We start from the raw sequence: 19,767 nt of genomic DNA on the forward strand, positions 1-19,767 counted from the left end.
GTTTTCCAGCGTCAGGTTGTAGTATTTTTAGACGCTCCCAAGAAAGAACTTATGTCTAAAAGTGATTGCGATGTCGCAGTAATAGGCGCGGGAGTGATTGGCTGTTCGATTAGCTGGGAATTACTCAATGAAGGATTAAGCGTCGAACTAATCGACTTCAACGAAACACCATTTCAAGGCTCTTCTCTCGCCGGTTTTGGGAGTCTAACCCCGTACTCTGACCCCTACTTTGTAGGCGAGGCACGCGAATTTGCCGCTCACAGCGTCGATTTGTATCGCAACGAATGGATTCCAGCAATATCCAAGCTAATTGGTTCACAAATCCCCTTTTGTAATGACGGACTTATCGAACTCTTTCCAGACGAAACTAGTTTTCAAAAAGGCGTCGAGCTCGCAGCCGAGTTAAATGCATGCCGAGATGGCATTACTAAGGTTTTAACTGTTAGCCAAACCAGAGACCTCGAACCAGCGCTTTCGGGCGACTACGTGGGAGCATTGTGGTTCGACGAACCGTGGTTAGACAAGTCAGTTTATTTTGCTGCTTTGGAAAAGCTGCTTCGAGCCCGCCTAAATAATAAATTTAGATTAGGTAAGGCAGTGAGTGAAGTATCGTGTGAAAGCGATTCCGTTCACATTCTATTAAGTAACGGTGACGAAATTAAATGTTCCAACTTAATAGTCTGCACGGGTCTTTCAGAGACTCACATTGTAGGGTTACCGACCCAATCAAACTTGACTTGGATCCGTGGTGACGCAATTGGTCTATTTACACGCGACAATCTCCCATTAATAAAGCGGCATATTTATATGGGAAGTGGTTTTATTACCCCGCGCACAAACGGATATATGTTGCTGGGGGCAACGTATGAAGAGGAACATGGTTTGCCTTCCGACCATATGCTACGGTCGCGTGACCGAATCTGCGTGTCCCAGTTTAATTCAATAATTGAATCCAACGAAAGAATAATCCCAATTCTCAAAGAGTGCGAAGTTAGCAACGTTTGGAGGGGGTGGCGCCCCAGTCCGCCGGATAGAATGCCATTGTTGGGAATTGCCGAGAACTCCCCAAACATTATAGTTGCGAATGGTTTTATAGGTCTCGGAATAACGATGGCTCCCGCGGTAGCCAGAACAATAGCTGATTACTTGGTCAGAGGCAAAAACAGATTTTTAATAAGTTTCAATCCAAATCGAACATTTAGCTGAAAGGAACAACGTGCCAACTAAAACAACCACTGATGCCATCAAGAAATGGATTGACGATGTGACCCATAACCCAATATTTTGGGTAGTAATTTCGTTCGTCATCGGGTTTCTCATTAAGTTCTTTACGCCCGATAACTTGGATGCAAGTAAAGGCGTAGTGTATTTGTTGTCGGTTGCTGGTGCCCTTGTTGGTTTGATTATTGGAACCTTATATCGTCATCGTGAAATTGCAAGCCAACTCTCCAAACTGGAAGAGTCCGTTGAGGATTTGTCCGAAAAGTCCGAGCGGCACAACCGGTTAAATCAAAGTCTTAGTTTTCTTGAACAAGGCATTGTTGATGACCGGTTTTTGCAAGTTACTTCGGATATTTCAGGAGCATACAAAAATATTCAGGTGTTAAAAACCCAGCACCCAGATTGTCTTGATTTTTTTGAATGGAAAGAACGGAAAATCTTCGACGCGACGATACCGAAGTTAGATGAACTTTCCGCAAAGCATATCGTAATCGACGATGAATATTATGAACTGATTGCGAACAAACAGTTTTTGACAAGACTTCCAAAAATAAATGTGCGAGCGATTAGTTATCAGGACAATGGATTTTGGGACGAACCCGCAGGAAAGGATTTTTTGAAGGCGCATTCGGAAATGATTAATAAAAATGTCCGAATAACAAGGATATTTATCCTTAGCGAAGAAGAAATAGTCTCGCAGAGACGCGTTATTGAACAACAGTTAACGATGAAAATCGAAGTGAAAATCGCGGAAAAGGCAAAATTGTCAGCGAAAGAACTTGAGGATTTCGTCATCTACGATGACAACTATGTTCGATATGCAAAATTAATAACTGTGACCGAAACCAATACGTTAAAACACGCAACTTTAACGGTCGATACAAATCAAGTTAAGGGGTTTATCGACAAATTTAATTCACTTTACGCTAAGAGCGTGGAAGCCACCGAATTTTACGCTAACAGAGACGTTATCGACGGTCCTGAGGGTCGCATTTTGGTAGGTTACTAATTCAGGGGGGAAGTTTTGCACAAAGCCGACATCAACATTGAGTTTGCTCATATAGCTTTTAATGCCGACTTCGACAAGGAGCAAGTCGCGTTTTCTTCGAAGATTGCCGCTCAACAACTATCAAAACTAAGAGATGAAGGACAGATTTGTTCCGTATCTATTCTAATTGATGATAAGTTTACCCGACATCAACTGACCTTGCAGGAGGATGTGATTCCATTCATTGATTTTGTAAGTCAGCATATTGATATAGACTATATTTGCTATGAATCAAGTCTTTCAAAGTACATGGACGCCTTGTTTGCTTGTATCTCCGACAAATATAGAAACCGGATTAGCGATAAACTGCGTGACTATGAAGCAAAGCACGATGGAAAAATCGCGTGTTCGCACGACATTGCCATTTGGCATCTCGTTAGACTGGGGCACATTAAGACCGATGCAAAAACGATAGTGCCAGTTGGGGGGCTGCGTAATAGGAAATTGCAGCCATTTCAGGCGAATAAGGTGATTTCAATCTTGAGTGAATCGGATAGAAAACCCGAAGAAACTGCTGTGAAAGAGATTTTGAGATTTTGCAAGGATACTGATGTCGTCAGCCGAATTCAACGAATATTTTTTGACCCTTTAAGCGGAGAAATCGCCGATTCATAAAGGATTTATATGAAAAAAACAATTCTTATTACCGATTCATTATTTATCTTTCCTGAACATGAAGAAATTCTCGTGTCTAAGGGATTCGATGTAGAAAGGCTCGATAAGCCAGCTGCGTCCGAAGAGGAACTCTGCGATGCAATTCGCGGCAAACATGGATATATCTTAGGCGGTATCGAACAGGTAACTTCTAACGTAATAGATGCCGCCGATTCACTCGAAGCCATCTCTTTTACTGGCTCTGGGTATGCCGAGTTCATCCCTGCTCATGCTTCCGCCACCCAAAAAGGAATTGCAATCTCGGCAGCTATAGGTGGAAATGCGTCTGCGGTGGCAGAATATACAATCGCACTTCTCCTTTCAATGGCGCGAAGGATACCGATGATGACCGCAAAAGGGGGAGCTTCGTTTTATGTTGCTCCTAGCCTGCAAGAATTGACTTTAGGTATTGTTGGCTTCGGACATATTGGAAAGAAAGTTGCACAATTAGCGGAACAGCTGGGTATCAAGGTGATTGCCTACTCTCGAACCGACTTCGGAAACGATGCGGGCGTACAGTTGGTTAGCCTGGACGACTTGTTGAAACAATCAGATGTGATAAGTTTGCACGTCAGTAAAACTCACGGTACTAATGTCTTTGGCGTTGAAGAGTTAGGCAAGATGAAGGATGGCGCAATTCTACTTAACACCGCGTTTCCTCATGCTGTTGATGCTACCGCGTTGCACGCAGAGCTTTTGAAAAAGAGAATCTTATCGGCTTTTGATGCTCCTGCCGAAGGTGATTTTTCAGACGTTCCGATTGGGTATTATATCGCTTCGAATAGCCAAACGGCTTTTAATACTGGAGGGGCTAATAAGACGATTAGCGACAGGGTAACTAATTCAATCGTGAATTTGCTCTCAACAGGTGACGATACTGATTTAGTAAACCCAGAATATCGAACGTTCAGAAATAAGTCCTAAATAGTTTCTTTTAGCAATAGATATAGGTGGTGATGGAGCGTCCGCAGGTACGGTATTATCAGAAGGACTCGCCATTATCCTTCGATACTTAGATTATCGATTCAGAAGTCAAATGCACGCGTTCAGGATTGAGCGATATTGCTCCGTTACGCTCTCGAGCGTTTTTATGTCCTTAGCCGCATCTACGGACACATAACGAGCGATAACCTTCCTAGCGCCCTCTACGTTGAAAGCGGCACCTCTCAGAACAACGTCCAAGAACTCCATTTGCCGGATTACCAGACTTTCTTCAGCTAAGTGTTCTCTGAAGCTCGGAACATCGAAACCGAACTCTTCACCAACATTCTTCCAAGCATCCGTTTCCAGAACGTAAAGATAAGCCGCAAGTTGAGTTGAATCTAGATATCTCGCAGTCCGCTCATCGTCAAACTCATGGAAGTCATTGAAGAGCTTAAACATTGCTTGATGATTCAACCGCTCCAATAGATTGATGTTATGCAGTAAAAGTACCTTTTCCGCGAGAAAGTGGAAATCAAAGACTCGATAGGTAACCCGCTGGCTCGCTGCATGAACGGCACCGCATTCAATCTCATCCTTCCTTATCGAAGCCGCGTGAAGAAGTGCGAACCGCTCGCGCATCGTAAGCAAATCATATTTGTTTTGAACTGATTTCAGATTCATTGTTTAATTAGCTTTTCTGGGAAAATCTACAACCTTTCTCAATTTCATTGCTTGCTCGATAGCTTCCAAACGCTGTTCAAGTTCGCCGGTCTTTAGAGCTTCGATATAACCATGAGCCAGCGAAACAAGAAGCCTTCCACGCTGAACGCCATTAGCTAAACCGAGCGTTTCTTTCAGCGTGTAGTCAAGAACGGATAGAACTCCATCAATTGACCTAACACGGTCTGGAACAAGCGATTTATCTGCAATATGCGGCACTGCCTTGAGCATTCCGCCTTTTCGCCGCGCATCTGCTCGTTCTTTACCGCGTGAAGGGTCATGCGTGAAGCAGAAGCCGGATTCAGACGCTGCCATTTGGCACGGTTCACCGTTTCGCTTTGTTTTCTGACATGGTTTCTTTTGCGACATAAGCATTACTCATCAATCGTTGCTTATCTAGACTGTGCAACTTGCAAAGCAAGTGAACGCAAAGCGCCCGGCGATGCACAGAGGTCTCTAGCTGCTTTAGAGCTTAAATTGCCGTCAAATTCGACAATCGCAAGCCGTTCATCCAATAGATACTCAAATTCGTTCGTTAGTTCGGAATAGTTTTGGATACCCTCAAATGCCAACTTAATGGCTTCTGGTTTGCCTTCACCGCTCTTAATCAGGTAGTCGGCAATATCGAAACCGTTCGCCTTCTCGATGTCCAGACCACGTTTTTCAATCAGTGTTGAAATCTCGATATTCAATCCTAGCCGCTTGCAGGAAATGAGAATTTCATTCCACTTTTCGAAAGCATCCGAGTCAGGAAACAGAATAATTCTTCGATTGGTACCGAGCCTTGCAAGAGTTGTAGCCTTGAGATTCGACTTACCACCAACGGCTAACCATACGAAGTCAGGTAAGCAAATACTCGCTATGATTGCTGTCTTCTCGCTCTCAACAATGGCTACTGGCTTTAGCGTTTCGGCTGAAAGTAAATGTTCGCCAAACAAGCATTGTCGAAGATTGAAATTGTTAGACAGGTTTCCACGTCGTTTCAATTCAACGTGCATCCAATTAGGTTTGACGGTTTTGCTTCGTTTGCCCTTTTCCGCGTCATAGGAAATTAGCTTTCCAGTTCGGATATGGTTCTTGCGGTCAATCTGCCAGAATATTGTCCGTCCGTCATGCCAAGTTCCTATTAGGTAACGACGAATAACACCGGTAACTTCTTTCGCATCAAAGCGCGACAGTAAGAACTTTACGAGATTGTTACGCTCGTAGTTAGTTAGCGTACTCTTCAGCACTTCGTTTTGGATGTAATCGACTGATTTCGGTGGTACAAGCAATTGTTTGCGTGGTTTCCGCTTCAATATTCTCCGACTATCGTTTTGCGGATTATCAGCAAAATGCTCTTTTGGTGTGACATGGTAACCGCACTTGCTTTCGCGGTTACAGCGTCCTACGCCGTCCGAGAGATAGCTTCCAGTATCTAGGTCGATATAACGGACAAACTGACGAGTTTTGCCACAGTTCGGGCATCGATGCCGCGAGCTTGCACCTTTATATTTTTCAAGTGTGTATCTATGAACCATTTCTTAAAAAAGATTTCCTAAAGATGTCAGAAATGTCAGGATTGACAGGCTGACGATTCTGACGTTTCGGACACTCTCAACTGAAACTTTTCAAATCACATCGTCGGTAAACATTTGACATAGGCAACCATGCCGACATCACGTCTAGCCAAGACAATGCTGTTTGCTTCTAATCGCTTACTGAAGTTGTTCCGTCCAAGCGGTCGAAAATAGTTGTCTAAACAATAGGTTTTGTAAGCCATGTATAAAACCTTCACTTCCGTAGGTTTGTCACTCGGTTTGAATCCCTCATCTGCCAGAAACATGGCAACTGAATCGGATTCGTGTCGATATTTCGTTAGTGCATCGCGAGAGGCTTCGCACCGCGTAAAATCCTCTTGTTGGAGAAGAGTTTGCAAACCGCTCAATACCCAGTTGAACACCCCGGATAACTCATCTTTGATTATCTCTTTGGCAAAATTTGGATTCCGCTTTTCTTCAGGAATCGTCACGTCAAAAGGAAGGATTAAGAAGCGACGAAAAAAAGCTTCCGTATGCTCTTTGTCCTGCGGCAATTCATTACAGTTGAACGCCAATCTTGCATATTCCCTCAATAGAAACGGCTGTCCGTAAGGTAACCGTGCTTCAACCGGTTCGCCGCTGGTTAGCTTCTTGAAGATGTCCGCTCCAAGGCGTGTTGAGATCTCTGAAGCATAGTTGAGAAGCTTGTTTGCAAGACAAGCTCGATAATATTCGTGATTAAGACTCTGCAAACTGTAATGCGAGATATTTTCATTTCCGAGAAGAGCCGTCATTACGTCGAAAACTACTGATTTACCGTTCGCACCGGTTCCGTAAAGTAGCAGCGTCTTTTCAAGTTTTAGGTTTGTGAAGATATACCCGATGTATTCCGCCAAGACTAGCTGCCTCGAAATGTCCGGTAACACTTCATCAAGAAACCGTTCCCATTTTGGAAAGGTGGCTTTTGGCGAATATTCAAACGGTAATTGATAAGTAAGGAAATCTTCGCGACGAAATTCGCGTAGTCTAAACTCGGTCGGCGTGATTTCAAAGGTTCCATTTCGCAAGTTTATGAGACAAACGCCGGTTGGAGTCGTTGGTTTTGGTAGGAATGAAACAGCTAGAAACTGTCTAAAGAGGCTCGTTCTGAAAAGGTGATAACTTGCGGTAACGTGGTCGATTCCGAGCCGTTCAGCCGCATAGCCTAAAAAGCTCTCAAGTTCCAAGCGGTCAACAAGCTGCCAGAACTCGCCATTGTAGCTGAATATGAAGTCGTTTTGGCGGCACAAGCCACAATTCATGTCGCGAGCTACACGCAAGACTTCCTGAACGGTAACGACAACTTCAACCTTCTGAGACACTTTTGCGGTTGCATCCAAATCGGCAACTGCTCGAAAGTCGATTGGTTCAAGAGCATCAAGAATTTCGTTAAGTACATCCGCCTGTTGAAGCCTGTGGTTTCGATTGTCTAATAGCCGTTCCGCTTCTGCCTGAACGTCGAAGGCACTTATTTTTCCGTTATTTGTTGTCGGTGTCAAACTAAGCATGTTTTCAGTTTTTGGCTCATTACTTTTTGACGGCGATGTTCTAAGCATCGCCTTTTCGTTTGTTCGAAATGAAACTTGCAGCTTCCGCCGCAATCTCAGCCTGACTCTTTCTCTTACCTTGCCGTAGCCAGTCGAATAGCTCTTGGCGCGAGAAATACAAACGCTTTCCCTTCTTTGAATGTGGAATTTTGCGCTCGGATACGAGTCCGTAAATGGTTGGACGCTTTAAGCCGGTTATGATTTCGGCAAGTTCTATTCCGCCAATGTCGTTTACTTCCGCCTGAACCGCCGTTTGTATACGATCAGCAAAATAGGCTTCTAGTTCGTCTCTGAGAAGTTGTCGAACTTCGGGAATTGAAAGTTGTGTGAATACTAGATTCTGCATTTGCGCTCAATCCTTTTGCGAAATATCGCTAAACAAAGATTAAGCGTAAATTGAAAGGTGTACGGTTACAGATGGGTTACAAGGAAGGTTACAAATCCCGCCCAAGTTCGGTTACTTCGTTATCAATCATTTTCACAATCTGGCTCAAACCGAGCTTCTGAAAATGACCACGAATCACTTCAATATCTTTTTCAAATTCAGTCCAATTACTTTCCGCACGTTCGAGCACCTTTGGAAGCAGTTGCCGGACTTTCTCAGAACTAAAACCGGTTAGAAAGGAAACAAAGCTCGCTTTATCGACCACTGTGCCTTTTCCCTGAATAAATTCGAGCAAGAAGTACATAGCCAACAGGTTCTGTTGTTGAGTTCCGCCAGACGCTCTTTTCTCACCGGATTGCGTTTTAGATTTAGGAATACTCGTCTCACTCAGCTTCATTAAGTCGCGAATCTTCTTGATTTCAAGCTCGCACTGTTTATCAAAGGACGGCCGCGTCCAGTCATGAAGTCCATTGTCCTGTTGCTCGAAGAAGGTTTTTACGGTCGTTAGATAACGGATACGCGCCTCATCATTCGGTAATGAGTCTGAATATTTTCTTACATTTTGGAACTGAAAACCGAACTTTGGTAACTCTGTTTTCGCCTCTACTTTATATTCAACTTCACTAAGCTCAATCTTGATTTTCTCCAGTGCTACTTCCCATTTTCTGTAGGAAGGAAGCTGTTCGAGACTCATCGCTAAGTACTTCAATAGACAGTAGCGTTGTAACTCATCGAACTCAGCATTTCTTAATCGCTTAATTACAAACGACGGTTTGTTATCGCTTTCCGCGAAGTATCCTATCCACTCTTCAATTACTTGAAACAACCGCTCTGATTCGCCGAAAAGAAGGTTACTGTGCTCAAAGGAATCGTGTTCATCCAAAATGGATTCTTGAATCACTTTGGTCAGGTACTTCTTCGCTTTGTTTTCATTTGCCGATTTTCCGGCTGGCAGTTTCCTCATTATTTTAGGCTTATTCGATTCGCGGCTTCCTGTTTCCTTTGGTCGATTACGCGAGCGTAAATCTGCGTGGTTTGAACGTTCTTATGTCCGAGAAGTTTTGAAACCGTATAAATATCGGTGCCAAACGTTAGTTGTAATGTAGCGTATGTATGACGAAAACAGTGAAAAGTTATCTTTCGATTGATTCCAGCCTTATTAGTCCATATTGGCAGATAAGAGGCTTGCCAGTAAGCCAAGTTTGTGAATACGATTTCGCTATCATCCTTCCGTTCGCCCAAAAGCCCTAAAGCCTCTTCACTAATAGGTAGAGTTTCGGTTCCTTTTGTTTTCTGTTGTGTGAATCGAAGATATGAACCATTTTGCTCGCTAAATTGGACTTCCTTCCATGTCAGCTTTTGAATATCCGAAAACCGCAAGCCGGTTAATGCTGCAAACAAAGCCGCACGGCGCATGTCTTCGTATTCAAACGGAGTTGCCGCTAAAGTGTGGAGTTCGTCCAATGTTAAGAACTCACGTTGAGTATCTTCGACTTTAATCGAACGAACACGTCTGGCTGGATTTTCGGCTAACAACTTATCGTCGGCTGCTAGGCGAACGGCGACTTTGAACTTATCAAAGTAAACGGAAGCCGTGTTAGTTGAAATCGATTCTTGATTCAGCAAGAACTCTTTGAAGTCCTTACAAAACTTCTCGGTAACGTCGCCAAACGTACAGTGCCCTTTCGCGAATTTAACGAGATATTGCTTCACCGAGCGCCAGTTTTCGAAGTTGCTTTTGGACTGGCTCTTTTTCCCCTCAACTACCTCTTCGAAATAAGCTAAAAAGTCTCTTTGTTTATCGCCAACAGGGGCAAAGCCATAAATGCCAGCCTGAAATTCAAGTTGTCGCTTAGCCCTAATGTTTTCCGCCAACAATCGAGTCTCTTTATTATGTTCCTTTTCGGCTTCGATTTTGGGTCGTTCGAACGTATAAAGACGTAAATGCTCGCGCCGCGTCTGCTTACCTGTCTCTGGATGTAGAATTGCCGGATAGAAATCGAGATAAAGACCGCGTTTGCCGTGCTTCAATTTCTTTTCTCTTAAAAAGACCTTAATCATCTGCGTTTTTGTGTTTCTGTGAATCCTTAGCTCGAAGGAAATAATCGGTCAATATCATCACGCTTCAAAATTACACGCTTTCCGAACCGAACCGCATTCAGTCGTCCGTTCTTAATCGCTCTTGAAAGCGTCCAGCGGCTGACTCCAACCAAATCGCTCGCGTCGGTAATGCTAAGAAAGTCCTTCGATTTAACTTCCGCTTGCCTAGATGTTATCGGTTCAGCTTGGCGCATGACAGTTTCTCTAATGCTCTCAGAAATCTTGCCTTCTCGTAATCGGACTTTATACGCTCGCTTTGCGCAATTCTCACCGCAATACTTGGTCACCGTCGTCCTTGCCGTGAAATCACTGTGGCAATGCTGGCATACGCGAGTAATTCTAATGTTTGAACTCATAGCTTATGTTGCATCAAGTGGTTTTGTGTAGCTATAGATAGCCACATGTAGCATTATTTCGCCTACATTTGTATCTTATCATAGGAAAGGCTGCGAAGATACAATAAAGATACAAATCTTTCCGAAATAACACAAACTAACCGTAACCAAAAGTCGTTACCCATCGAGTAAATAACCTTTATTTACAGCGCATTTGTGTATTTTTTTGTTAGTTTGGTTTTTGTTGTTTCGGTTGACTTACTTTCCGATACAAAACGTAGAAAATATCCGCGTCAGCATATCTTCGGTCGTCGTCTCGCCTGTGATCTGGCCGAGGTAGCGGATGGCATTGTGGAGTCCGATGAGGACGATCTCTTCACTCATCTTTTCTTCGAGCAGGGAGATCGAGTTTTCGATCTCGGCCGCGGTTCGCTCGAGGAGATCAAAGTGGCGCGCGTCGGAGATTAGAAACGATCCCGGTTCGATCGCGTCGGGACGAAACGGGTCGACGATCGCGCGTTCGAGATCAGCCAAGTTTTCACCGGTCTTGGCAGACACAACAATGATCTGCGATTTGTGATTTGCGATTTGCGATTGGGTCTTCGGATCGATCCCGAGATCCATCTTGTTGACGACGATCAAATGATTGAGTTCTTCGATCGACTGCCAGATTTCCTCGTCTTCTTGAGTGAAGCCGACGGTCGCGTCGAGCATTAGGATCACCAGATCGGCGTCGGCCATCGTCAGGCGCGAACGCTCGACGCCGATGCTTTCGACGGTGTCTTCGGTGTCGCGCAGACCGGCGGTGTCGATAAGCGAGATTGGAATGTTGTCGATGACCAGTTTCTCGTGAAGCTGGTCGCGCGTAGTTCCGGCGATCTCCGTGACGATAGCCCGTTCATGGCCGAGCAAAGCGTTGAAAAGACTGGATTTCCCGACGTTTGGACGACCGACGAGCGCAACTTTCAAACCTTCGCGCAGAAGCCGCCCCGCCTGAAATGTCGCGCCAAACGCCCGCGCCCGTTCCGCGATCGACCGCAACTTCGACTTTATCTGCTCATTTTGAATGTCCGGAAGATCGTCCTCGACAAACTCGAGCGACGATTCTAGAACGACGATGACGTCGAGCAATTCATCCTTCAGCGGCTGCAAACGATTCGAGAGTTCGCCTTGAAGCTGCCGCACCGATTGCCGCGCGGCGGCAACCGTCTGGGCATCGATCAGGTCACGGATCGCCTCGGCCTGCGATAGATTCATTCGTCCGTTCGCCAGCGCGCGCAACGAAAACTCCCCGGGTTCGGCCATTCGCGCGTCGAAATGCAGACATAGGTCGATGATCTGCCTCAGGATCACCGGCGAACCGTGGGCCGCGATCTCGACGACGTCCTCGCCGGTGAATGAATTCGGAGACTTGAAATAGGTGAAGATCGCTTCATCGAGAACCGTTTCGCGATCGCGGATCTCGAGGAGCGTCGCGCGGCGGGGTTGAAGTTCCAACTCGATGCTGCCGGTCAATTGACGCGCGATATTGAGAGAATCCGGCCCGCTCAGCCGAACGACTCCGATACCGCTTCTTCCAAATGCCGTTGCAAGCGCGACGATCGTATCCATATCTTGAGGGCAAATAGTTAATGGTTAGCTGTTAATGGTCAACCGGGACCAATCAACAATTAACCATTCGCTCTAACAATTGATCAGAAACTATTTCAAACGCACTTGAAGCCGGCGCTCACGGCCGTCGCCGACCGATTCGGTCGCGAGATCCTCTTCTGCCTGCAGAGTCAGGTGAATGATCCGACGCTCGGTCGAGTTCAGCTTGCCGAAGGTGAACGCCCGACCGTCCTTACGAACGTTTTGCGCGGCAAACCGCGCCATCGCTTGAAGTTCGGCCTTGCGCGTACGACGGAATCCGTCGGCATCGCAGACGAACCGGTGGTCGCGGTCCAACGAACGCCCGAACGCCTGAAACAGCAGAACCTCGAACGCGTCAAGCATCTCACCGTTTTCGGTCAGAAGGAACGGAACATCTTCGCCTTTCAAATTAAGGAGACAACCTTCGTCGGTCCATTCCGACGAGACACTAAGATCAAAACGAAGATCGTTGACCAGTTCGGTCAAGAACGCTTCGGCTTGTTGGCAAGTTTCGTTCATAACTTTATCAAAGGGTAACCGTGCACCTGTAAATCGCAAACATCAAGTTTCGGCTAAGTCGGTAAACTGGATCGGACTTTTTTCGCATTCTTCGGAACGGTGTCGACGACCTCTTCCTTCGGCGGTTCGTTCGACTTGTTCCAATGGTTGATCAGCATCTGCTGCGCGAAACTGACGATGTTCCCGAAGAACCAGTAGAGCAGCAAACCTGCCGGCGCGCTCCACATTACCCAGAGCATCATCACCGGCATCAGATACGTCATCATTTTCTGCTGCATCTGCTGTTCGGGCGTGACCGCCGGAGCGGTCGGCGTAAACTTCATCGACAGGATCATCGAAAAGGCGAACGCGAATTCAAGAAGATGATACGGATCGCCCGCCGAAAGATCCGGGAGCCAAAGAAAATCCGCCTGACGCAGCGCGAGCAAAACCGTCACCGCCGTGTAAAACGCGATCAGCAACGGGAACTGAAGCAGCATCGGAAGACAACCGCCGATCGGCAAAGCGTCCTTCGTCATCTTCAGTTGTTCCATTTGCAGCGCCCGCATTCGCGGGTCGTCCATCGGGACGCCTTTCTTTTGAAAGTCCTTGATCTTCTCCTGAAGCTCCTTCATTTTCGGCCCGTTCGACGCGGCCTTTTTGAATGACTTCGACTGCGACCAACGCAGCGGGAACAGCAACGAGTAGAACAAGAACGTAAAAACAATGATCGCGATACCGTAGTTGTTGGTGAACTGGTTAAGAAAAGTCAGACTGTAAAGAATCGGAACCGCGAGCGGTTTCGTCAGCCAGCGCAGCCACCAATAGTTGCTGAAGTTGATCGTGTCTTCGATATCGATCGGACGTCCGACCATCTCTGTCAACTTGGTGTTGTATTCGTTGAGCGCGAAATAGTCCTTCGTTCCGGTGTAAACGCGCGTCAACGAACCGTCGGCTTTGATCGGCATCAGAGTCGTCACCAAGTGACGTGTTTCGGTCGTCTTTTCGCGACGTAGCACCCAACTCAGAATTCCGTCGTAAACCGGATTGATCTGCACGTCGTACTTGGTCGAGCGATACTCCAAACCTTGGCCCGGAGCGGCCGGCACGGCGATCATCGCGAAATACGAATCCGCAACACCGGCCCATTCAAACTTGCCCGTATCGGCGAGCGTGCTTTCCTTCGAATCACCGTTGTAGGTGAACGAGTAGTAGCCCTGATGTCGGGAAATATTGTCGTTTATGGCCGCGACCGTTTCAGATTCAATGTGGTAGAAGTTGTGATGATTGATCCCGTGATCACCGATACTGGCGCCGATCACCAATTTCGTGTTCGGAACCTCTTCACCGTTGCGCGTCAGTTTCACGCCAAGATCGGCGATGTAATTGTCGGCCCGAAACACGAAGGTCTTCGTCGACTCGACGCCGTTCTCGCTGAGCGCAAAAACGATCTGCTTTTCCTGTCCGGCTCCGATCGTAACGGTATCTTCCGCGCCTTGAACCTGATAATTGCGGTCGTTCAACCAAGCGTTCAGAGTTTGGTCATCGGTCGAAATACGGAATGGAAGTTCGCGGCGATTGCGCGCTTCGTCCGAAATCAGTTGCAGCGGCTTCTTCTCGGTCCCGTTAGAACCGTCGGCCCAAATGTCTTTTTCGCCGTTCGGCGATTTGTCCTTGTTCAGGATCCAGCTCGAAGCCACGGCGCCCTTCGAATCGAGCTTAACTTCATAAAGCGGCGACTTGATCGTGATCACGCGATTCGGCACGGAGTCCGCGGTCGCAGCGACAGGCTGAGTCTGAGGCGTCGGTGCCGGCGTCGACTTAGGTTGAGTTGCGGCGGTTTCGGTGTTTGCGGCGGTGTTGGCGTTCGAATTCTGAGGCGGTTTCGGACCAAAAAAATAGCTCCAACCAAAAAGAACCGCGAACGAGAGAATCGCGGCTGTAAGAAATCGTGACGTGTTTTGTTGTTTCGGGTTTTCCATTAATTCAATCGATCACTTCACCGGATCGTAACCGCCTTCGCAAAACGGATGACATCGAGAAAGCCGTTTGACGCCCATCCAGGTTCCGGTCAACGCACCGTACTTCTCGACAGCTTCTTTCATATAAGTGGAACAAGAAGGTTCAAAACGGCAGGCAGGCGGCAAAAAAGGCGAAACCAACGTTTTGTAAAGCTGCAGAAAACTCAGAACCAAAAACTTCATTCTACTTTACTCGAACGTTTTTTCGCCTTTTCGCGATTCAAGATTTTTAACTTTGGCGATAATTTGCCGAAACTCCGCGAGCGGCTTGTCGAGTTTCACCTGCAATAGACTGCGGCGCGCGTTCAGCACGAAGTCGAATTTCGTTTCGAGAGCGTTCAGTTCGGCCTTGCTCAAACGAAAAGCTTCGCGCAGCAGTCGCTTTGCACGGTTGCGGTCATGAGCCTTGTTGCTCATCTTCTTCGATGCCGTGATCCCAAGTCGCTGAACCGCTTTGTCCGACGGCAAAAAGAACACCGTCATAAAACGTCCTTCGAATTTTCGGCCCGAAGCATAGACACGCTTAAACTCCGCCGGCTTTCTCAACCGCGAGTCCTTCGGCAAATCAAAGCTTAGTAATGATGAACCGTTAATCTCTTGCGTCCTTTGGCTCGGCGGCGCTTCAAAACGGCGCGACCGTTCTTGGTCGCCATCCTCGCCCGGAATCCGTGTTTTTTCGCACGGCGGCGGTTGTTCGGTTGGAAAGTTCTTTTCGGCATAGCTGTTGTTCATCCTCCACTCAAGAGTGAAAACTTCGATTTTATGGAAAAATGTACGGTCTGTCAAAACGAAAGCGAGATTTAGAGACGCAGCTGAATCTATTCTGCGGAACTTCGACCGGCAAAGCGCGTGCAAAAACGGATGGATATATGGGAAATCCTTCGCAGTGTCGTGCTGTACGTTCTAACTACAGGATTCCTGGCAGTAACCGTCGGATTGCTGATCGTGACGGTTGGACTGCCGGAATTTCAAGACAATTTCAAACTCCGGGATCTGGGTAAAAACCTCTTCAAGCATTTTTTCTAGTTCCCGCGCCGAACACGACCCGGCGCCCTTCGATCCTGTAGTTGCCGGAAACGATCTTCCGCAATGCTTCGATGTAAATTGAATGTTCCTCGGCAAGAATCCTCCCGGAGAGGGTTTCCGCAGTATCGTCGTCGGCCACCGCGACCGCTTTCTGAAGGATGATCGCTCCGTGGTCGAGCTCTTCGTCGACGAAATGCACCGTGCAGCCCGTTATCTTCGAGCCGTATTCAAAGGCCTGTGTTTGCGCGTCGAGACCTTTGAACGCCGGTAGCAGGCTCGGGTGGATGTTGATGATCCTGTTTGGAAAGGCACGCACGAAGTCGCTCGAAAGAAGCCGCATATAGCCCGCGAGACAAACGAGTTCGGCACCGTGCGACCTGAGGCACGAAACGATCGCGCGGTCGTGATCCGCACGAGATCGACCGCCGCGCGCGATCGGCACCGTTTCGATTCCGCGTTCACGCGCTTTGTTCAAGCCTTCGGCCGACGGCTTGTCGCTGATCACTACCGCGACTTCGGCGCCGGGAATTTCCCCGCGCTGAACCGCATCGACGATCGCCGCCATATTCGAACCGCGGCCCGAGATCAAGATTCCGATCTTCATTAATAGAACTTCAACACAGCGTACGAGTTCGCGTCAAAGATTATGTCCGATTGCCGAGGCGACTGGACGTACTCGATCTTCGTCAAACGCGCGAATTCCTTGACATTCGTCAGCCCGATCTGGAAACCGGGAAGCGTCGTTTCGGCGATCAGCCACGGTTTGCCGTTCCAGACGAAGTCGATCTTGTTCTGATTGACGAAGTTTCCCTGCGGAACCGCGACCGTGATGTGCTGAGGGCAATAAAGCAGAATGTATTCCTCTTCGATCTGTTCGAGAAGCGAAGCCAGAAGGATCGTCTTGTTGCTGCAGTCGGCCGTCCGGGTCATCAATGTTTCCGGAGCACGTTTCAGGGTCTCGCTCGCCCCGACCGCTTCGGTGTAGCTGTATTCGATCTCGCGCGAGACAAAGTCGGTCAGGCGCTGGATCTTCTGCTCACGCTCGGTCGCGTCCCCGATGATCGCCGCCGCCAGCCGCTTGAGCGATGGTTCTTCGGGACGGGCGACCATTATCGCGTGATTCGCGAAAACGATCGTCGTTTGTTCCGCGCGGCGCTCGGTCCCGGCAAGCAGTTTGCCGCCGTAAACTTGTGAGTTATTTGTGAAATCGCGCATTTCCGCAAGCGATAACGTGTAGTCGACATTGGTGAATTTGAAGTTCAGCGTCTTCGCCGGATCCGCTCTGAAATTCGACATTTCCGTCTTGAAAAAGTGCGGCGATTCCGGTCCGGCAGTCATCTGATACTTTCCAAGCGCGAGTTTGCCATTCTGTTCGACGGCGAACTCGATCTTTTTTTGATCTGAGAAGAAGGTGGTTAGAAACTCCTCGAATTCACCCTGATCGGTCTTTGGAAATGTGAAGTAGGCTTCTTTTGTCTTCCAGTCAAGCCGTTCGAACTTCCCTTTGCCGAGAACCTGCGATGCAAACTCATCGCCCGAAAACGTCGGCTGCGCGAGCATCATCACCGTCGAATCACGCACCTCTTCGCCGAGGCGTTCGGCGTCGGTTTTGGCTTTTGGCTTGCTGAAAAAATAAAGTCCGGCGGCGGTTCCGAAAACGGCAACGAACACGACGACGGCGATCAGAAATGCTTTTGCGTTGCCGGATCGTTTCGGCTCGGCGTCAAAAAGGCTTGGCGTAGACATAAACAACCTCAAGGACAAAGAACGAGGTTTTGACCGACAATTGCGTTCATTTCGGAACTTGACGAAAGATCGCGCAACTATTGAATTACGACCGGAATCTCCAATCTACTGAATGACCACGCCCTTCGTGCCGGCGACGACGCGTCCGATTTCGGAACATTCCGCGATATTCGAAATAAGAAAATCCCTGTCTTCCGGAGCGCAAACGACGATCATCCCAATTCCCATATTGAAAGTCCGGAACATCTCCGATTCCGTCACGTTCCCGAGTTTCCGCATCAACTCGAAGATCGACGGCTCGTTCCACGAACCGCGGTCGATCTCGACGGCAACGTCTTCCGGCAAAATTCGCGGGATGTTCTCGAGAAAACCGCCGCCGGTGATATGCGCGAGTCCTTTGATTCGTCCGGAATCGAGAAGCGAATCAATCGGTTTCAAGAAACTCGAATGCCTTTCGAGCAGTGCTTCGCCGACGGTCGTGCCAAGCTCCTCGAGATACGTGTCGACCTCGTATCCGGCGACTTCGAAGAACAGCTTCCGCGCGAGCGAATACCCGTTTGTCTGCAGACCTTTTGCGGGCAGTCCGAGAAGGACGTCGCCCGGCTTAATCGACTTTCCGTCGATGACCTTCGGACGATCGACAACGCCGACGATGAAGCCCGCAAGATCGTATTCGCCGTCCGCATAAAAGCCCGGCATTTCAGCCGTTTCGCCGCCGAGCAGAACGCAGCCGTTTTCGCGGCAAGCGATCGAGATCCCTTCAACGACCGACGCCGTGACGTCGGGCGACAGCCGGCCGGTCGCAAAATAGTCAAGAAAGAACAACGGCCGCGCGCCTTGAACAAGAATGTCGTTGACGCAATGGTTCACAAGATCCTGACCGATCGTGTCGTGAATTCCGGTGTCGAACGCGATCTTAAGCTTCGTCCCGACACCGTCGGCCGAGGCGACGAGAATCGGATCGGCCATCGACGGAAATGCGCCCGAGAACATCCCTCCGAAACTGCCGATCTCGGTAAGCGTTCTTTCATTGAAGGTGGATTTCGCGAATTTTCTGATTCGTTCGACTGCGATATTGGCATTGTCGATCGAAACTCCGGCGTCCGAATACGAAATTGAAGTACTCATAAAGATGCAAGAATTATATCAGCGACCAAGCGATTCAACCACGGTTCGACCCCCCAAAAGATAAGGATTTTTTGATACCGACTGAGTGAAACGAATCATCGCCGACGTAGTCGATTGCCCAGATCCGCAAGCTCAAGACGCGAGGTTCCCGGAAAACCGCGCTTGACGAACATTCGGACGAGAAACTATTCTGAAATGTTTTGTTCGCCGCTGCGGACCGTTCCTATTGTATGAAACTTCGAATTCTTTATCACGGAAACTGCTTCGACGGCGTTTCGTCGGCCGCTTTTTTCACCAAATTCTATCGTTCCCTCAATCCGGGCGCCAAGATAGCGTACACGCCGACGATGCACCGCGCCGGCAATGCCTTCGATTCCGATCAATTCGACGGCGACGAAAACGCGATCGTCGATTTCAAATACTCGCCCGATCCGCGCCTGACCTGGTGGTTCGATCATCACCAGTCAGCGTTTTTGACGAAATTGGACGAAGAGCATTTCAACGCCGATTCGTCGGGAAAGAAATTCCTCGACACTACAAGCAAGTCTTGCTGCGAGTTTATCGCGCGGGTCGCTAAGGAAAAGTTCGGGTTTGAAGATGAGTCAATGGCTGAACTTATCCACTGGGCGCACATCATCGACGGAGCGTTGTACGAGTCGCCGGCGCAATGCGTCGAGCTTCGTTCGTCGGCGCTCAAACTGATGCAGGTGATCGAAGGCGAGAAAGATCCGGCCTTCGTTGAGCGCATCATCCGCACGCTGACGGAAAAATCGCTCGATGAGATCCTCGAAAGTTCCGAGATCCAAGAGAAACTCGAACCGATCCTCAAACGCCATTGGGAAACCGTCGAACTTATCAAAGAACGCGCAGTTTACTCGAAGGGCGTTGTTTTTTTCGATCTCACCGACACCGACATCGATGGCTACAATAAGTTCATTCCGTACTACTTCTTCCCGCAGACGACCTATAACGTCTCGCTCACACGCAGCAGTTTCCGGACGAAGATCTCCGTCGGATCGAACCCTTGGTCGCCGCGCGAACGAACGCACAACATTGCCGAGATTTGCGAAAGTTACGGCGGCGGCGGACACGCGGTCGTCGGAGCCGTATCGCTGAAACCCGAAGACGTCGAAACCGGAAAACAATACGTTAAGGAAATAATCGAGATTCTGAGCTTCGAGACGGATTAGTCGCGTTGACTTAGGTTCGGCCCGCGTTTAGCA

23 protein-coding genes are annotated in these 19,767 nt (G+C 48.2%); 6 read left to right on the forward strand and 17 right to left on the reverse strand.

Annotated features, from left to right (window positions below; all coding sequences use genetic code 11):
* The first annotated feature begins 51 nt into the window (after positions 1 to 51).
* Genes IPN69_06940 through IPN69_06955 form a run of 4 tightly spaced genes read left to right on the forward strand, consistent with a single transcriptional unit; the run spans position 52 to position 3,847 of the window.
* Complete coding sequence (locus IPN69_06940) at positions 52 to 1,206, forward strand: FAD-binding oxidoreductase (protein MBK8810458.1); 1,155 nt, start codon at positions 52 to 54, stop codon at positions 1,204 to 1,206.
* 10 nt (positions 1,207 to 1,216) lie between these two features.
* Positions 1,217 to 2,230 (forward strand): hypothetical protein, encoded by a 1,014-nt coding sequence (locus IPN69_06945; GenBank protein ID MBK8810459.1) that lies wholly within the window; start codon positions 1,217 to 1,219, stop codon positions 2,228 to 2,230.
* A 15-nt stretch (positions 2,231 to 2,245) separates the two neighbouring features.
* A complete protein-coding gene (locus IPN69_06950) occupies positions 2,246 to 2,884 on the forward strand; it encodes a hypothetical protein (GenBank protein ID MBK8810460.1) in 639 nt (212 codons plus the stop codon).
* Positions 2,885 to 2,893: 9 nt separating this feature from the next.
* On the forward strand, positions 2,894 to 3,847 hold the full coding sequence (locus tag IPN69_06955) for a hypothetical protein (GenBank protein ID MBK8810461.1): 954 nt from the start codon (positions 2,894 to 2,896) through the stop codon (positions 3,845 to 3,847).
* A gap of 108 nt (positions 3,848 to 3,955) precedes the next feature.
* Here the strand turns inward: IPN69_06955 and IPN69_06960 are convergent, their stop codons facing one another.
* The 14 genes from IPN69_06960 to rpmH form a co-directional block, all read right to left on the reverse strand.
* Positions 3,956 to 4,528 carry a hypothetical protein gene (locus IPN69_06960; protein MBK8810462.1) on the reverse strand — a complete coding sequence of 191 codons (573 nt, stop codon included), beginning with the start codon at positions 4,526 to 4,528 and terminating at the stop codon, positions 3,956 to 3,958.
* Positions 4,529 to 4,531: 3 nt separating this feature from the next.
* Positions 4,532 to 4,936, reverse strand: coding sequence for a hypothetical protein (locus IPN69_06965; protein MBK8810463.1), 405 nt, complete (start codon positions 4,934 to 4,936; stop codon positions 4,532 to 4,534).
* Positions 4,937 to 4,959: 23 nt separating this feature from the next.
* On the reverse strand, positions 4,960 to 6,087 hold the full coding sequence (locus IPN69_06970; GenBank protein ID MBK8810464.1) for a hypothetical protein: 1,128 nt from the start codon (positions 6,085 to 6,087) through the stop codon (positions 4,960 to 4,962).
* 95 nt (positions 6,088 to 6,182) lie between these two features.
* Positions 6,183 to 7,634: a DNA primase gene (locus IPN69_06975; protein MBK8810465.1), complete on the reverse strand. Its 1,452-nt coding sequence runs from the start codon at positions 7,632 to 7,634 to the stop codon at positions 6,183 to 6,185.
* A 40-nt stretch (positions 7,635 to 7,674) separates the two neighbouring features.
* On the reverse strand, positions 7,675 to 8,019 hold the full coding sequence (locus IPN69_06980) for a helix-turn-helix domain-containing protein (protein MBK8810466.1): 345 nt from the start codon (positions 8,017 to 8,019) through the stop codon (positions 7,675 to 7,677).
* Positions 8,020 to 8,107: 88 nt separating this feature from the next.
* Positions 8,108 to 9,022, reverse strand: a complete 915-nt coding sequence (locus IPN69_06985; protein MBK8810467.1) for a hypothetical protein — start codon at positions 9,020 to 9,022, stop codon at positions 8,108 to 8,110.
* A complete protein-coding gene (locus tag IPN69_06990; GenBank protein ID MBK8810468.1) occupies positions 9,022 to 10,119 on the reverse strand; it encodes a site-specific integrase in 1,098 nt (365 codons plus the stop codon). Before IPN69_06990 ends, IPN69_06985 begins: the two co-directional genes overlap by 1 nt.
* A 26-nt stretch (positions 10,120 to 10,145) precedes the next feature.
* Positions 10,146 to 10,514, reverse strand: a complete 369-nt coding sequence (locus IPN69_06995; protein MBK8810469.1) for an excisionase family DNA-binding protein — start codon at positions 10,512 to 10,514, stop codon at positions 10,146 to 10,148.
* Positions 10,515 to 10,751: 237 nt separating this feature from the next.
* The gene (gene mnmE / locus IPN69_07000) at positions 10,752 to 12,104 is read right to left on the reverse strand and encodes a tRNA uridine-5-carboxymethylaminomethyl(34) synthesis GTPase MnmE (GenBank protein ID MBK8810470.1); all 1,353 of its coding nucleotides are present in this window, start codon (positions 12,102 to 12,104) and stop codon (positions 10,752 to 10,754) included.
* A gap of 90 nt (positions 12,105 to 12,194) precedes the next feature.
* On the reverse strand, positions 12,195 to 12,644 hold the full coding sequence (locus IPN69_07005; protein MBK8810471.1) for a hypothetical protein: 450 nt from the start codon (positions 12,642 to 12,644) through the stop codon (positions 12,195 to 12,197).
* A gap of 53 nt (positions 12,645 to 12,697) precedes the next feature.
* Entirely contained in the window at positions 12,698 to 14,605 is a 1,908-nt protein-coding gene (gene yidC, locus IPN69_07010; protein MBK8810472.1) for a membrane protein insertase YidC, read from the reverse strand.
* Positions 14,606 to 14,617: 12 nt separating this feature from the next.
* Complete coding sequence (gene yidD / locus IPN69_07015; GenBank protein MBK8810473.1) at positions 14,618 to 14,827, reverse strand: membrane protein insertion efficiency factor YidD; 210 nt, start codon at positions 14,825 to 14,827, stop codon at positions 14,618 to 14,620.
* A 6-nt stretch (positions 14,828 to 14,833) separates the two neighbouring features.
* Positions 14,834 to 15,190: a ribonuclease P protein component gene (rnpA, locus tag IPN69_07020; protein ID MBK8810474.1), complete on the reverse strand. Its 357-nt coding sequence runs from the start codon at positions 15,188 to 15,190 to the stop codon at positions 14,834 to 14,836.
* Between the two features lie 26 nt (positions 15,191 to 15,216).
* Positions 15,217 to 15,363: a 50S ribosomal protein L34 gene (rpmH, locus tag IPN69_07025; GenBank protein MBK8810475.1), complete on the reverse strand. Its 147-nt coding sequence runs from the start codon at positions 15,361 to 15,363 to the stop codon at positions 15,217 to 15,219.
* Positions 15,364 to 15,505: 142 nt separating this feature from the next.
* On the opposite strand from rpmH, the gene IPN69_07030 reads away from it, so the two are divergent.
* Positions 15,506 to 15,670, forward strand: a complete 165-nt coding sequence (locus IPN69_07030) for a hypothetical protein (GenBank protein ID MBK8810476.1) — start codon at positions 15,506 to 15,508, stop codon at positions 15,668 to 15,670.
* On the opposite strand, the gene IPN69_07035 is transcribed toward IPN69_07030, so the two are convergent.
* The 3 genes from IPN69_07035 to IPN69_07045 form a co-directional block, all read right to left on the reverse strand.
* Positions 15,654 to 16,274, reverse strand: coding sequence for a phosphoribosylglycinamide formyltransferase (locus tag IPN69_07035; protein ID MBK8810477.1), 621 nt, complete (start codon positions 16,272 to 16,274; stop codon positions 15,654 to 15,656). The genes IPN69_07030 and IPN69_07035 overlap by 17 nt on opposite strands.
* Positions 16,274 to 17,416 carry a transglutaminase domain-containing protein gene (locus tag IPN69_07040; protein MBK8810478.1) on the reverse strand — a complete coding sequence of 381 codons (1,143 nt, stop codon included), beginning with the start codon at positions 17,414 to 17,416 and terminating at the stop codon, positions 16,274 to 16,276. The genes IPN69_07035 and IPN69_07040 overlap by 1 nt, the downstream gene beginning before the upstream one ends.
* A 105-nt stretch (positions 17,417 to 17,521) precedes the next feature.
* Positions 17,522 to 18,544 (reverse strand): phosphoribosylformylglycinamidine cyclo-ligase, encoded by a 1,023-nt coding sequence (locus tag IPN69_07045; GenBank protein ID MBK8810479.1) that lies wholly within the window; start codon positions 18,542 to 18,544, stop codon positions 17,522 to 17,524.
* A gap of 230 nt (positions 18,545 to 18,774) precedes the next feature.
* On the opposite strand from IPN69_07045, the gene IPN69_07050 reads away from it, so the two are divergent.
* Positions 18,775 to 19,734, forward strand: coding sequence for a phosphoesterase (locus IPN69_07050; protein MBK8810480.1), 960 nt, complete (start codon positions 18,775 to 18,777; stop codon positions 19,732 to 19,734).
* The last annotated feature ends 33 nt before the right edge of the window (positions 19,735 to 19,767 follow it).

The organism is Acidobacteriota bacterium (assembly GCA_016715115.1).
Classification (GTDB): Bacteria; Acidobacteriota; Blastocatellia; order Pyrinomonadales; family Pyrinomonadaceae; genus JAFDVJ01.